General features: G+C 44.8%; 17 protein-coding genes. 3 read left to right on the top strand and 14 right to left on the bottom strand.

Annotated features, from left to right (window positions below; all coding sequences use genetic code 11):
• Positions 1-7: 7 nt before the first annotated feature.
• From ACI35L_RS04955 to ACI35L_RS04910, 10 genes are all read right to left on the bottom strand, one after another.
• Complete coding sequence (locus ACI35L_RS04955; protein WP_439802353.1) at positions 8-469, bottom strand: MarR family winged helix-turn-helix transcriptional regulator; 462 nt, start codon at positions 467-469, stop codon at positions 8-10.
• A 9-nt stretch (positions 470-478) separates the two neighbouring features.
• On the bottom strand, positions 479-1,234 hold the full coding sequence (locus tag ACI35L_RS04950; protein WP_439802352.1) for an SDR family NAD(P)-dependent oxidoreductase: 756 nt from the start codon (positions 1,232-1,234) through the stop codon (positions 479-481).
• A gap of 148 nt (positions 1,235-1,382) precedes the next feature.
• On the bottom strand, positions 1,383-2,159 hold the full coding sequence (locus ACI35L_RS04945; protein WP_049670398.1) for a sulfite exporter TauE/SafE family protein: 777 nt from the start codon (positions 2,157-2,159) through the stop codon (positions 1,383-1,385).
• 67 nt (positions 2,160-2,226) lie between these two features.
• Positions 2,227-2,454 carry a sulfurtransferase TusA family protein gene (locus ACI35L_RS04940; RefSeq protein WP_049670397.1) on the bottom strand — a complete coding sequence of 76 codons (228 nt, stop codon included), beginning with the start codon at positions 2,452-2,454 and terminating at the stop codon, positions 2,227-2,229.
• 40 nt (positions 2,455-2,494) lie between these two features.
• Complete coding sequence (locus tag ACI35L_RS04935) at positions 2,495-3,622, bottom strand: MBL fold metallo-hydrolase (protein WP_439802351.1); 1,128 nt, start codon at positions 3,620-3,622, stop codon at positions 2,495-2,497.
• 74 nt (positions 3,623-3,696) lie between these two features.
• Positions 3,697-4,254, bottom strand: coding sequence for a sulfurtransferase TusA family protein (locus ACI35L_RS04930; protein ID WP_439802350.1), 558 nt, complete (start codon positions 4,252-4,254; stop codon positions 3,697-3,699).
• 46 nt (positions 4,255-4,300) lie between these two features.
• On the bottom strand, positions 4,301-4,597 hold the full coding sequence (locus ACI35L_RS04925; RefSeq protein WP_439802349.1) for a rhodanese-like domain-containing protein: 297 nt from the start codon (positions 4,595-4,597) through the stop codon (positions 4,301-4,303).
• Positions 4,598-4,602: 5 nt separating this feature from the next.
• Positions 4,603-4,950, bottom strand: a complete 348-nt coding sequence (locus ACI35L_RS04920; RefSeq protein ID WP_439802348.1) for a rhodanese-like domain-containing protein — start codon at positions 4,948-4,950, stop codon at positions 4,603-4,605.
• Positions 4,951-4,960: 10 nt separating this feature from the next.
• On the bottom strand, positions 4,961-5,437 hold the full coding sequence (locus ACI35L_RS04915) for a DsrE/DsrF/DrsH-like family protein (RefSeq protein ID WP_049670393.1): 477 nt from the start codon (positions 5,435-5,437) through the stop codon (positions 4,961-4,963).
• Positions 5,438-5,512: 75 nt separating this feature from the next.
• Positions 5,513-5,773, bottom strand: a complete 261-nt coding sequence (locus tag ACI35L_RS04910) for a metal-sensitive transcriptional regulator (protein WP_049670392.1) — start codon at positions 5,771-5,773, stop codon at positions 5,513-5,515.
• A 257-nt stretch (positions 5,774-6,030) separates the two neighbouring features.
• Between ACI35L_RS04910 and adhP the strand changes: the two genes are divergently transcribed.
• Positions 6,031-7,041 (top strand): alcohol dehydrogenase AdhP, encoded by a 1,011-nt coding sequence (adhP, locus tag ACI35L_RS04905; RefSeq protein WP_049670391.1) that lies wholly within the window; start codon positions 6,031-6,033, stop codon positions 7,039-7,041.
• A gap of 44 nt (positions 7,042-7,085) precedes the next feature.
• On the opposite strand, the gene ACI35L_RS04900 is transcribed toward adhP, so the two are convergent.
• The 3 genes from ACI35L_RS04900 to ACI35L_RS04890 are packed head-to-tail and all read right to left on the bottom strand — an operon-like array spanning position 7,086 to position 11,341.
• On the bottom strand, positions 7,086-8,516 hold the full coding sequence (locus tag ACI35L_RS04900) for a sigma-54-dependent transcriptional regulator (protein WP_439802347.1): 1,431 nt from the start codon (positions 8,514-8,516) through the stop codon (positions 7,086-7,088).
• Positions 8,513-10,180, bottom strand: a complete 1,668-nt coding sequence (locus ACI35L_RS04895) for an ATP-binding protein (protein ID WP_439802346.1) — start codon at positions 10,178-10,180, stop codon at positions 8,513-8,515. Before ACI35L_RS04895 ends, ACI35L_RS04900 begins: the two co-directional genes overlap by 4 nt.
• Positions 10,181-10,192: 12 nt before the next feature.
• Positions 10,193-11,341 carry an iron-containing alcohol dehydrogenase gene (locus ACI35L_RS04890; RefSeq protein ID WP_439802345.1) on the bottom strand — a complete coding sequence of 383 codons (1,149 nt, stop codon included), beginning with the start codon at positions 11,339-11,341 and terminating at the stop codon, positions 10,193-10,195.
• A 333-nt stretch (positions 11,342-11,674) separates the two neighbouring features.
• Here ACI35L_RS04890 and ACI35L_RS04885 point away from each other — a divergent pair, with 333 nt between their 5' ends.
• On the top strand, positions 11,675-11,989 hold the full coding sequence (locus ACI35L_RS04885) for an SDR family NAD(P)-dependent oxidoreductase (RefSeq protein ID WP_439802344.1): 315 nt from the start codon (positions 11,675-11,677) through the stop codon (positions 11,987-11,989).
• A gap of 96 nt (positions 11,990-12,085) precedes the next feature.
• A complete protein-coding gene (locus tag ACI35L_RS04880; protein ID WP_439802343.1) occupies positions 12,086-12,967 on the top strand; it encodes an NAD-dependent epimerase/dehydratase family protein in 882 nt (293 codons plus the stop codon).
• Positions 12,968-13,336: 369 nt separating this feature from the next.
• On the opposite strand, the gene ACI35L_RS04875 is transcribed toward ACI35L_RS04880, so the two are convergent.
• Positions 13,337-13,855: LutC/YkgG family protein (locus ACI35L_RS04875; RefSeq protein WP_439802342.1), on the bottom strand; the 519-nt coding region annotated here is incomplete at its 5' end.

Raw genomic sequence — 13,855 nt, 5'->3', positions numbered from 1 at the left:
TATTTATCTATCTATTATGTGAACCCCCAGGTTTCGTAAGGCGCCTGTTCTTTAATCCCTCTACCATCTTGCGCTGGATGCGCAAATATTCTTCCAGCTCGTTCTCGGTCAATTCTTGAAATAGCTCTAAGTAAATATCCTGACCGAGCTTTTCTGCTTCTGCCAAAGCCGTGCTTCCTTTATCCGTGATCTTTAAAAAGACCGTTCTTCTGTCTTCCTCTGTATACTGCCGCTCAGCGAGTTCTTGGGTGACGAGCTTAGTGGAAATATGGGTCACCGCCCCTTTCGTATAGCCAAGCATATCAGCAAGCTCACTTGCTCTTAGCGGTCCTCTTAATCGAAGCTCCGCAAGCACGAGAATAGCCGATATCCCGATTGGATACGAGAATTGAGAGGTGAACCGGACGATATGCTCATTTGAAATGAGCTCGATGGAATGAATCAAGTCGAATAAATTTTCCTGTTCCATATGATGACCTCAACGAAGCTTCGTAGCTCCGCCGTCAACCATGATGGTTTGGCCGGAAATATAGCTAGAATCCTCACTCGCAAGGAAGACAGCGACACGGCCGATATCTTTTTCGACGTCACCGAAGCGGCCCATTGGGATTTTTTGTACGACAGCTTCATAATATTCAGGCTGTGCCTTTTTCCAAGCCTGTACGCCTTCAGAATTTGCGATTGGGCTGATCAAGTTGACGTTGATGCCGAAGCGGCCCCATTCATTGGCTGCTACACGCGTAATCCCGCGAATGGCTTCCTTCGCGGCTGCATAAGCGCCCTGTGTCTCGTCCCCATTGATTCCGGCACCAGATGCGAAGTTAATGATATTGCCTTGTGTCTCCTTCAAATATGGCAGAGCGGCCTTCATTAAATAGAAGGTTGGATAGAATCCTGTTCCAAAGGAAAGATCAAGGTCTTCCTGTGTGGTATCCTCGAGCATCTTCTGCTTGGAAGCATGTGCATTATTGACAAGCACATTCAGCTTGCCATATCGATCAATGACTGTTTGGATGATATTCGGCAGGTTCTCACGGTCCAGCAAATCTGCTTGAACAAACATAGATTCTGGAGAGATTTCCTGCAATATCTTCTCACTCGCTTTGCCCGCCTCTTCGTTCACATCGACAATAGCAAGAACAGCCCCTTCCTTAGCCATTGCTTTGGCCATGCCGAGCCCGATTCCTCCAGCTCCTCCTGTGATGATGATGACTTTACCCTCTAGTTTTCCCATTTTCCAACACCCCAATATTTCATTATTCAAGTATATTTTAACAGTAAACTATTTAATTGGAAACTAAAACGCTTCCAATATCTTTATCTCTTGCTAAATTTTAAGGATAAAAGAAAATGATAGCATCCATTGGACACTATCATTCTTCTTACAATATATCGAGCCAGATCTTCACTGCCGTTCCGGCAATCAGCAAGGCTAGAATCATCTGGAGTACCTTTGTGTTCATGTTCTTGGATAGCTTCGCCCCAAGCGGTGCGGCGATGACACTTGCAATGATCATGATAATGGCAGGACCGTAATCCACTTGCCCTGTCATCAGTTTGCCGGCTGTTCCTCCAATCGAGGAGATGAACGTGACGGCAAGGCTTGTCGCGATGGTCATCCTCGTCGGAATTTTCAAGACAGTGAGCATGATCGGCACGAGCATGAATCCGCCGGCTGCACCGACAATACCTGAGCCAACCCCGACAATCAAAGCAAGAATAGCGGCAAGCGGCTTATTGAAGGTCACTTCATTGAGCGGGATGTCGTCTACCTGCTTCTTCGGAATAAACATCATGACAGCTGCCACTACGGCAAGAACACCATAGACGATATTGACCCCTTCCTCAGAAAGGAAAGAGGAGCCATAGCTTCCGATGAAGCTCCCGATAAGGATGGAAACACCCATATAGACGATGAGTGATTTATTTAAATAGCCGCCTTTACGGAATGCCCATACACCGGCAATGGAGGCGAACAGCACCTGTACCGCACTGATGCCAGAAACCTCATGAGCGGAGAAGGCTGCCAGTCCGAATAATGGCGGGATGTATAAGAGCATGGGATATTTAATGATGGAACCGCCCACTCCGAGCATGCCAGAGACAAACGATCCGATAAAACCGATGAGAAAGATGACGACGATAAACGTCAAGTCCATCTTCATTCCTCCTTTTTATGAAAGACAGCGGGCTACGAACATCGCTGTTCGAAAACCCGCCATAGCTTTACGCTTTTTGGATGTAAAATTTAAGGACGCCGTCTTCTTCTTTTTGTTCAAGAATCGTGTGTCCGCCTGAAGCTGTCCAGGCTGCGAAATCATTCAAGGCACCTTTGTCTGTTACGAGGACTTCCAATACCTCACCGGAATTAATCGTTGCGATTGTCTTCTTTGTCTTTACGATTGGCATTGGGCATGCCAGGCCTTTTGCATCTAATGTTTTTGTGATATTCATGAATCATTCTCCTTTTAGGTTGAATTATGGTTTTGTTCTATTAGCGTACGGCACAGCGGTTCGGGCCGATTTCCATTTCGGTTTGCTCGTCATTGTCAGGGGTGATTTTACCCATATTGACTTGACGGATTTGCTGATAAGCGTTTGGCTGCGGCGGCAGGTTTTCTGTAACCGTCTTACGGAATACTTCCTCATCCTCAATGTTCAAGCCATGGTTTTCTGCGAATAAATCCCCTAAACGCTTAGCCACGGAGCCATTTTCGTTCAATTCGTCAATAATCATGAAGTGTGCAGGAAGCACAATCAAATCATCAGCGAGCGCACGGTAGCGTTTATATAAAGTTTCACGAAGGTCAGACACCCAGTCCTCTGCAAGACCGGCTAAGTCTGGTCTGCCGATGGAATCAATGAACAGGATATCTCCTGTCAGCAAGTAGCTGGAATCAATCACGAATGATGTCGATCCGATTGTGTGTCCTGGAGAGTAAAGCGCTCCGACTTCAATCTTCGTTGCACCTAGGTCAACCGTTAGACCGTCTTCAAGCGGTGTGTAGGCAAATACAACTTCTTCTGCATCCTTTGGAGGCAGGTAGTAAGTTGCCCCTGTTTTCTCTGCGATCTGACGTCCACCAGAGATATGGTCTGCATGTAAGTGTGTATCAAATACATGCTTGATCTCTACCCCTTTTTCCTTCGCGAAATCAACGAAGATATCTGCGAAGCGGACCGCATCAATGATGGCTGCTTCTCCGCCGGAGATGGCCATGTAAGAGAGACATCCCTTGCCAAGACGGACGAATTGATACAACTCTCCGCCATCCTTCAAGTCGCCGACCTTAACCGGCTCAAGATACATACTCCAAGACTTCATGCCGCCTTCAAGATAAGCAACGTCGCGTCCAGCTTCTGCCATCATATCTGCAACCATGATGGAGGAACCTTCCTTCGCACAAACAACGAGAACGTCTTGATCTTCTGGGATTTGCGGAAGAATTTCCTCTACTCCGTCCAGCAAGTCAAAGTATGGGATATTTAGGTATTCAAATTTGTGTCCTTCTATTTTCCAATCCTCAAATGCGTCCTTATTACGAACATCCAGGATGAATAATTTCTTGTCTTCGATTACGTAGCGGGCAACATCTGCCGCTGTCCACTTAGATACTGTCATGTTTAATTACCCCCATAGGTATAATTTAGATTTTTATAAAAGAGGGCTTGGATATACCCTCCTGACAAATTCGGTTATTCTGTTTCCTTCACGACCGGCCCGTTCCAATCCTTCATACCAGGCAGAACATTATAGACTTTGCTGAATCCTTTGGCCGCAAGCTTCTGAGCTGCAAATTCACTTCGTTTGCCTGTACGGCAAATGACGTAGATTTCTTGATTCGGATCTAGTTCATTAAGGCGTGACTCCAAGTCCCCAAGCGGAATGGATTTCGCCTTCTCGATATGTCCAAAGGCATATTCCGCCTCTTCACGAACATCCAGAATAAGACCATCCTTATCCATGATTTCCTCGTTGGAGATAGTAGGCTCATACGTCTTCTCCACTGCATCTCCTTCTTCACATTTACGGATGTAATGGTAAAGAACGCCGCCTTCTTCATTTGTGCCAATGTATTGATGGCCGGTTGATTCAGCCCAAGCGGCTAGATCGGCCTTTGATCCTTTATCAGTTGCTTGAACCTCAAGTACTTGACCATCTTCAAGGTCTTTGATTGCTTTCTTCGTTCTGACGATTGGCATCGGACATGCCAACCCTTTAGCGTCCAGATGAACGTCTGCTTTTATTGCCATTCATAATCCTCCTATACACCATAGGGTATATTTTATTGAAAATTTTTTAGGCGATTTCGCCTTCCCATGCCATCATGCCGCCATTCATATTAATGGCTTGATAGCCCATTGCTTCCAGGTAGGCAGTCGCCTTGCTGCTGCGTGCTCCTGAACGGCACACCATGATATACTCTTTATTCTTATCAAGTTCGCCAATCCGCTCCTCTAATTCACCAAGCGGAATAGGAGTGATCCCTTTAATATGGCCCTCTTCCACTTCAAACGGTTCGCGTACATCTATAATATGAAGGGTTTCCCCTGCTTCTAGTTTTTGCTGTACTTCTTTCGCTGACATAGCTGTCATATGAATCATCCTCTCCAACTATTCATGCCGCCGCGTACATTTGTCACATTGGCATAGCCTAATTTCTTTAATTGCTTACAAGCCGTCTGGCTTCTCATGCCGCTCTGGCATATGACGATAATCTCCTTGTCATGCGGAAGCTTCGAGTAATCGCTGCCAAGCGGGATATTCTTGAATCCGCGGATGTGCCGGCCCTTAAATTCGCCGTTCGTTCGCACATCGAGGAAGAATGCATTCCGATCATTCAACCGGTTCTCAAGCTCTGCGGCCGTAATATTGCTGACCCCTTTTGCCCCTCGCATCTTGAGGAGATAAAAGAGAACAAGCGCTGCCGCTAAAACAATCCACTCCATAAGCTCCTCCTTAGATGAACAAGTTTACTGCGCCATTCTCAGCATCCGCCAAGTAAGCAGCAACTCCTGCATATTGAACGCCGTCCAATAACTCTTCCTTATCAAGTCCCAATAGATCCATTGTCATCGTACAAGAGACTAGGTTGATTTCTTGCTCCTGTGCCATCTCGATCAACTCAGTCAATGTAAGTGCATTATGCTTCTTCATGACATGCTTGATCATTTTCGGACCCATACCAGCCATATTCATATTTGATAAGGCAAGCTTTTCTGCACCGCGCGGCATCATTTTGCCGAACATTTTCTCAAGGAAGCCTTTCTTCACATCGACTGGGTGCTGCTTTCGAAGAGCATTAATTCCCCAGAATGTGTGGAAGATTGTTACCTTATGATCGTAAGCTGCCGCTCCGTTCGCAATAATGTAGGCGGCCATCGCCTTGTCATAATCTCCACTGAATAAAATGATATTGGTTGATTTCTGTTCCATATTTCCTCCTTGAAATTGCTTTATACTTATACCCCTATGGGTACAATACTAACCAAAAAAATATAGGGCGTCAATCTATCTGCTCTTCACTAATAATTTCACCGCTTCAGCAATTGACTCATTCACCTGATCCTCATTGCCATCGGCTGCCCTTACACATTCCACCAGGTTCTCACTGACAATGAGACCGATTGTACGCTCGATTCCAGAACGGACGGCTGACAGCTGTGTAATGACATCTTGGCAATCTTTTTCCTCTTCCATCATGCGATGAATTCCGCGAAGCTGGCCTTCCATCCTGCTCAAGCGATTCTTCACTTTATCATCATAGTTCATGGTTGTCGTCCCCCTTCCGTTTTGTTTGATAGGACTATCATATACCCCTATGGGTAATAGGTCAACCGGAATGCTCCTTTTTTATTTCTGCCGAAAAATTGTCCCACCTGCCAAAAATTTGGCGTAATTGGACGAATATTTGACCACACTTGGATATCCATGACTGAAAAGATTGATATTGACGGGCTTTTACTGCTTGGCATGAATCTTGCAACTGTATAGATTGAAACCATTTATTCTAGGAGGATTGATTGCTCATGAAAGCAGCTGTTGTGAATGAATTCAAGAATACCCTGGAAATTAAAGAAGTCCCGAAGCCAACACTTGAGTTTGGCGAGGTATTAGTTAAGATTGAAGCCTGTGGAGTCTGTCATACTGATTTGCATGCAGCCCATGGGGATTGGCCGGTTAAACCGAAGCTTCCCCTCATTCCTGGACATGAAGGGGTAGGAATCGTTGAAGAAGTAGCTGACGGGGTTACAAATGTTAAGATTGGTGATCGCGTTGGCATTCCATGGCTCTATTCTGCCTGCGGAGAATGTGAATATTGTTTAACAGGCCGGGAGACATTATGTCCTGATCAATTGAATGGAGGCTATTCTGTTGATGGAGGTTATGCTGAATATTGCAAGGCACCAGCAGCCTATGTAGCCAAAATTCCTGATAATGTCGACCCTGTTGAGATTGCTCCCATTCTTTGCGCAGGTGTAACCACCTATAAAGCCTTAAAGGTTTCAGAAGCGAAGCCTGGCGACTGGGTGGCGATTTACGGTATCGGGGGATTGGGTCATGTTGCCCTGCAATATGCGAAAGCGATGGGCTTCAATGTCGTCGCGGTCGATATAGCAGATGAGAAGCTTGACCTCGCGAAGAATCTAGGGGCAGATATCACAATCAATGGCAAAAGCGTCGATCCAGCTCAAGCCATTCAGGAGCAGGTTGGCGGAGTCCAGGCTGCTATCAGTGTAGCCGTCACAAAGACAGCCTTTGAACAAGCTTATCAATCCGTGAAGCGCGGCGGAACATTGGTGGTGGTAGGTCTTCCACATGATGACCTTCCAATCCCGATCTTTGACACAGTGTTAAATGGCGTGACCGTCAGAGGGTCCATTGTAGGGACTCGAAAGGATATGCAGGAGGCACTTGAATTCGCTGCACAAGGAAAAGTGAAAACCATCATTGAATCTACTCCACTCGATTCCGTGAACGAGGTATTCGATAAGATGGAAAAAGGACAAATCAACGGCCGGATCGTCCTAAAGATGTGAACAAATGATTGACTTAAGCTAGGGTACGGTCATAAACCGGCACCCTAGCTTTTTTCACTTAATAAATACCGCAGCTGGCGAGTCGATATCTTCATCCTCTCAGCGGCTGCTTTTCGATTGCCCATTGTTTCTTTCATGGCCTTCGTGACGAATGCCCTGCCTACCTCCACTTCAAGCTCTTTCACACGCAGAAGCACTTCGTCCAGGGCCGTTTCATTCTCACTTTCCCATAACTGCACGATCCCCTTCTTCCAGTTGTCAATATACGATTCCAAGGGAGAACCCTTTATCTGATCCAGCTGCTGATTCTCCAAGAGAATAGGAGAATTGTTCATTTTCTCCGGCAAATAGGACGGGGTCATCAATGAAACCTCTCCTTCAGCAAACGTGATTGCCCGCTTTACCACATTCGATAATTCCCGAATATTGCCTGGCCATGAATAATCCATCAGGATCGTCATCGCTTCATCCGAAAAGATTAGGGAGGATTGATGAACATTCAAGAAGTGCTTCACCAGAAGGGGGATGTCCTCTCTCCTATTCCGTAAAGGAGGAATTGTCAGCTTCACCACCTCCAGCCGGTAAAGCAAATCCTCCCTAAAACGATTTTCTTCGACAGCCCTCGAAAGATTCACATGTGAGGCCGCAATGATCCGGGTATTTGTCCGTCGGAGTTCTTCATCCCCAATTCTTCTAAACTCCCCTGTTTCAATGGTTCGCAATAGCTTCACTTGCGTAGCTGAAGAAGCCTCCGCAATTTCATCGAGAAACAACGATCCATTATGGGCAATTTCAAACACCCCTTTACGGCTCTTAACCGCTCCTGTAAATGCTCCTTTTTCATGGCCAAACAATTCACTCTCTAACAGAGATTCGGATAGAGCGCCGCAATTGACAGCAATAAAGGGGGAATCCGCACGACGGCTTGCCTGATGTATGAACTGAGCGAGAAGATCTTTCCCGCTGCCGGTTTCCCCTTCTATTAGTACATTGATATTCTTTCGGGCAATCTTATAAGCGAGAGTAAGCAAATGCCGCATATCTTCACTTTCTCCAATGATCAATCCCAATTTACCGACTAAATGCTGAATATCCGCATCGCCTGGCGCTTCAGGGTAATCCAGCAAATGCTCTATTAAGGCTTCCACTTCCTCGATCTGGTCAAAGGGCTTTTCCATATAATCATTGGCTCCAAGCTTTATGGCCTCTATGGCTGTTTTTACCGTGCTGTAGCCTGTCATGATAATCGTCTTACAGGCAGGAAATGCTTGTTTCAGCTGTTTCAAAAGATCCAAACCGCTCGCATCTGGCAGCTTAACATCAATCATCGCTAAATCGACCGATAATTCCGGCAGCATCTGATAAAAATCACGCCCGCTCTTACAAAGCGTGACATGATACCCTTTCTGAGTCAGCAGATAAGAGAGGAAATGCCTGATTTCCGGCTCATCATCAATAATCAAAATGTCTTTCATGGCTCTCCCCCTTCTGATTCTATCTTCGGGAGCTTCAACGTAAATCGGCTTCCCATGCCTGGCTCACTCGTCATCTCAATAAAACCCCCGTGTGCCTGGGCAATCCCTAGACTAACCGATAAACCGAGGCCTGTTCCTTGACCGGCCGGCTTGGTCGTAAAGAAAGGGTGAAAGACTTCTGATTGATGGTCCTTGCGTATCCCTTCCCCGGAATCTGAAACAGATAAATACACGAAGTCTCCCTCCTGACCCGTGACAATCATGATTTTCCTCTTATCTGAAGACATGCCCTCAAGTGCATCCTTTGCGTTCAAGACGAGATTGAGAACAATTTGGCTCAATTGCTGCACGCTGCCATTGATCTTAGGCAATGTGTAATCCAATTGTACATTCATGTTGATTTCCTGCATGTGAATTTGATAACCAACTAGACTCATAACCTGTTCAACCGCCTCATTTAAGGAGCATGCTTCAAAGAGGTATTCATCCTGTCTGGAGAAGGTAAGGAGATTTTGAACGATATTCTTGCATCTTCTTCCGCTATTCGTGATTCCATTCAACAAACTGCGGGATACCGGGTCTATTCTGTCATCCCTCTCAAGGAGCTGTGAATTTCCAAGAATGGCTGTTAAAGGATTATTAAGCTCATGGGCAACACCTGCCGCTAGTTCTCCAATGGCTGCAAGCTTTCCCGAATGAATCAGCTGGGATTCAATTCTTTTTTTCTCCGATATGTCTTTCATGTAAAGAATGAATCCATACATTTGCTGCTCCTCATTAAAAACCGGATTTGAAAACGTTTCAACAATCCGGTTGTCTGCTAAACGGATCTCCCGAAAGCAAGCCACTTGAGATTGATAGCTTTCATGCAAAAGCTCGGAGATCTCTTTTTCTTGAAGGAAGAGATCATGGATATTCTCACCGACTAATGGAGGATTTCGAGGCTGGAAGAATCGAGTGGCTTGTTCATTCACCTTCATGATCACCCCTTGTAAATCCACAACAAAAATCATGTCAATGACGGCTCGGAATGTATCCTCCCATTCCTTCTGGGTGGTAAGGACTTCATTATATAAACGGACATTCTCCAAACAAACCGCAAACTGATCGGCTAATTGCTGCAGGAACGCCACATCTGCCTCATCATAGCTCAGGATTCCAAAACTGCCGATACTCACAATCCCCGTTACCTTTCCTTTACTATGAAGAGGAAAGAGAAGCGCACTTTGAATACCATTCACCCGGAAGATTTGATTTTCAATGAATTCACCCTCCTCTTTTTCAAAGGGGATTGTGTGAAAGAGCATTCTTTTCTTTTGTATAACCGTCCAATATACCGAATTCTCCTTCTCCAAGGTCACATTCCGAGGAAGATAGCCTAATTTCTTCGGGTATACATTTGATAGAATAAGCTCATTTCCTTTCCGAATCGAGAGACTAATACGATCAAAAGGAAAGATGGTAATCAGTTTATCCATGATGTTTCTTAGCATGTCATCCATCGACATTTCTACATTGAGGTTCTTCATGACCTCATGGATGATTTCAAGCTGCATGTTTTTCTTTTGCAATTCGGCTACTGTATTCTTCAGCTCCGTATAATAGCTTCGCTTGGATGATTGAACCCCTGTTAATCGTTCAATCATCATCTGCCTTTCATACACAAAAACCACTCCCTATAAAGCCTGCTGAAACAATCTTTTCACATCATCCAACGTAATATCCCGCGGATTGGTGATCATACAGGCATCCTCTATCGCAATCTGGCTCATTTCCTCTATCATGTCCCCATTCCATCCCATATCAGATAATCTCTGCGGTGCACCGATATCAAGAGACAGTTTCTTGACAAACTCAATCGCCTTTCCGCCAGCTTCAATCTGTGTCAGCGTATCCGTAGAGATGCCGCAGATTTCCGCTATTTCTTTATACTTTTGCGGAACAGCAAGAAAATTAAATTCCATCACATGAGGGAGCAAGGCGGCATTCACCTCGCCATGCAAGAGCGGGAAGCGACCGCCTATCGCATGTGACATCGCATGCACGGCACCTAATATCGCATTTGAGAAGGCTAGTCCCGCTTGAAGACTCGCCATCGCCATTTGAGCTTTTGCCTCTTCATTCATGGTCGATGCAACGGAGGGCCGTAAGTAATTTGCTGTTAGGTAAATCGCATTCTTTGCTTGCACATCTGTCAGAGGTGTTGCCGCAATGCTGACATACGCTTCTATCGCATGTGTCAGGACATCCAAGCCGGTTGATGCAGTCAATTGCGGGCTTTTCGTCGTGAGTGTATGGGGGTCGATGATGGCGATATCCGGTACAAGGGACTTAGAGACAATCGTCATTTTCTTCTTCCGCTCTGAATCCACTATCACGGAAAACTGGGAAACCTCAGAGCCTGAGCCGGCAGTGGTAGAAATCATGACTAAGGGAGGAAGCGGCTCCTTGATTTTGTCCACCCCTTCATAATCATGGATATGTCCCCCATTCGTAACCAGGATGGCAATTGCCTTCGCTGTATCAATCGCACTTCCTCCCCCTACCCCAATCACCGCATCACACTCATGATCCACATAGACTTTTCGGCCCGCCTCCACTTCATAATCCTTAGGATTCGTCGTTAAATCGAAGAAAACCGAAGAGGTCAGCCCAGCCTTTTGGCAGCTATCCAACACAATCTCAAGCCAGCCTGCATGCAGCACCCCTTGATCACTCACGATAAGGACTCTTCTAGCTCCGAGTCTCGAACAGCTTTCTCCGACTTGATGGATCGCTCCAGACCCGAAAATCACCTCTGGCATGACAAACTTATTGATCTTCATAGAATGCCTCCTTTTAAGCTATTACATTCGGCAAACGGCGGATGATTTCCTATGCTGCATGGAAGAAAAAGGTAGAAACCTGATGAATCAAATTTCTTTACTAACATGCTGTTAAGCAGAATCGGTCTCCTATCCTGTTTAGCTAAAAGATCGGTCCATCTGAATTTCGACTCCTATATGATTGATAAAGATTTGCCGCTACATTCATTCATTTCTCGTTCATCAGTTTCATTTACCCAGGAAAAACTTAATTAGAATAAAAGATACCAATATAGAAAATAGTTGTAAGGTTAGTTAAAGCGCTTGCATTTCTGCCAACAGAGGGAATTCATCATGAGCAGCTTTGACAACAAAGTAATTGTTATCACAGGTGCTGCCGGGGGAATTGGGAGAGTTAAAGCCAAGAAACTAGCTGACGAAGGAGCAAAATTAACGTTAGTAGATTTGAATTTAGAAGCTGTAGAACCTGTTGTGAAAGATCTCGGTTTAGAGCATGATAGAGTATTAGCTGTTCAGGCTGATGTATCAAAAGAAAATCAAGTTAAGGCTTATGTTGACAAGACATTAGAGAAGTTCGGGAAAATGGAAGGTTTCTTCAACAATGCTGGTGTAGAAGGAATTACCGCATTGAAGGACTCTAGTTCATAACGGATGAGGGTCCTTCTTTCTTATCTTTAATTGGCTGTCAATCTCTTCTAAAAGGGTATAATAATAGAGTAATCTGACAAAGGAGGAAACAAACCGGTGAAAACTATCCTCGTACTAGGCGGCACTCGTTTCTTCGGCCGCAAATTAGTAGACCTATTAGTCGAAGACGGACACAAGGTAACGATTCTGACAAGGGGTCAATCAGGCAACCCGTTTGGCGATAAAGTCGAACATCTGACTGCTGACCGCTGTAACAAGGAGGAATTGGCTAAAGCTGTTGAAGGCCGTCACTTTGACATCGTATACGATAATATTTGCTATTCCTCGAATGAAGCGTATGAATTCTGTGAAGTATTTAACGGCAAAATCTCAAAGCTTGTATTCACCTCAACATTATCGACCTATGATATAGATGGAAAAGAAAAACACGAAGGTGATTTTGACCCGTACCAACAAGAGATTCGGATGGGCGATAAGCGTGGGTTCACTTATGGCGAAGGAAAACGCCAGGCAGAGGCCGTTTTCTTCAAATACGCCAAGTTCCCTGTCGTCGCTGTTCGCTTCCCGATCGTGATGGGCGAAGATGATTATACACGGCGTCTGCATTTCCACATTGAACGCATAACCAAAAGAGAACCTATCGGGTTTGTGAACACCGATGCAGAAATGTCTTTCATTCAAGGAACAGAGGCAGCACAATTCTTGAAATGGGCTGGGATGACCGAGATTGAAGGACCGATCAATGCTACGGCGAACGGGAAAATCTCTATGGCAGAGCTGATTACGTTAATCGAAAAAGCGACTGGAGAATCCGCCAGAATATCGTTAGTGGGCAATGATGATATACGTTCCCCGTATGCCATCCCGGACTCCTGGTATATGTCCAATCAAAAAGCAGAAGAGAATGGATTCAACTTCAGTCACTTGGACGATTGGCTGGAACCGTTAATCAACACTATTGCAAACCAGGCAGAATAATAGAGAGCCCCGATAAGTAGACAGATTAACAAATATCATCTATCCACTTATCGGGGAGTTTTTAGAAATACAGCTTTTCTTAAGAAAAGAATTATGATCGTTGATGCTGGAGTGGTAAATATCTAGAGTGGGACGATACATAAGATATAGAGCTTCTTGGGGTACAACCATATATGTTTATATAAATGTGATAAATAAGGAGCGTTTATCTGCCATTGAAGATATATGTATTTAAATTGAGCGTTAGCAAGAAAAATGAAGAGGCTTAAGCCCACTTGAATACAGGACTTAAGCCAAATAACCATCAAATACTTATCATATTAGTGACTTTTCTACTAACTTCTTATAGTAGAACAAGGTCCTCTACTTTTAATCAACCACTATATATGTAGCCTTAACAGGTCCGTGGACGCCGACAATAAGTTTCATTTCAATATCAGCACTGTTGCTTGGGCCGGTGATGAAACTAACGTATGAAGGGACATCTTGACCGGCGGATTGTGCTTCGTGGATGTATTTAGCTGCCTGAGTCATTCTTGGCACCAAAGTGCTTTTAGGAATAATAGCAATAAATGTCCGCGGCAACAGACTAATCGAACGGCCATTATTCTTATTATTAAACAATGTTACTGTGCCAGATTCGGCAAGAGTAATGTCACTAAATACAAGGCCCACATCTGCTCTTTCCGCAATCATTTGATTATCCTTGCCAATAGAAGGATCCCATACATGTACATTCAGCTGATTTTTCTGCTCCTCAAAGTACTTTACGAGTCCAAACTCCTCATAACGCACATCATTAGACATAATTAATTCTTTGCAGCCATATGAATCAAGCGTTTCAGCTAATACCTTAGCTAAACCATCGCGATTTGTTCGTTTAAAAGC

This window comes from Pradoshia sp., from assembly GCF_051873915.1.
In the GTDB taxonomy this organism is placed as follows: domain Bacteria; phylum Bacillota; class Bacilli; order Bacillales; family Pradoshiaceae; genus Pradoshia.
This window is presented reverse-complemented; position numbering and strand designations above follow the sequence as displayed.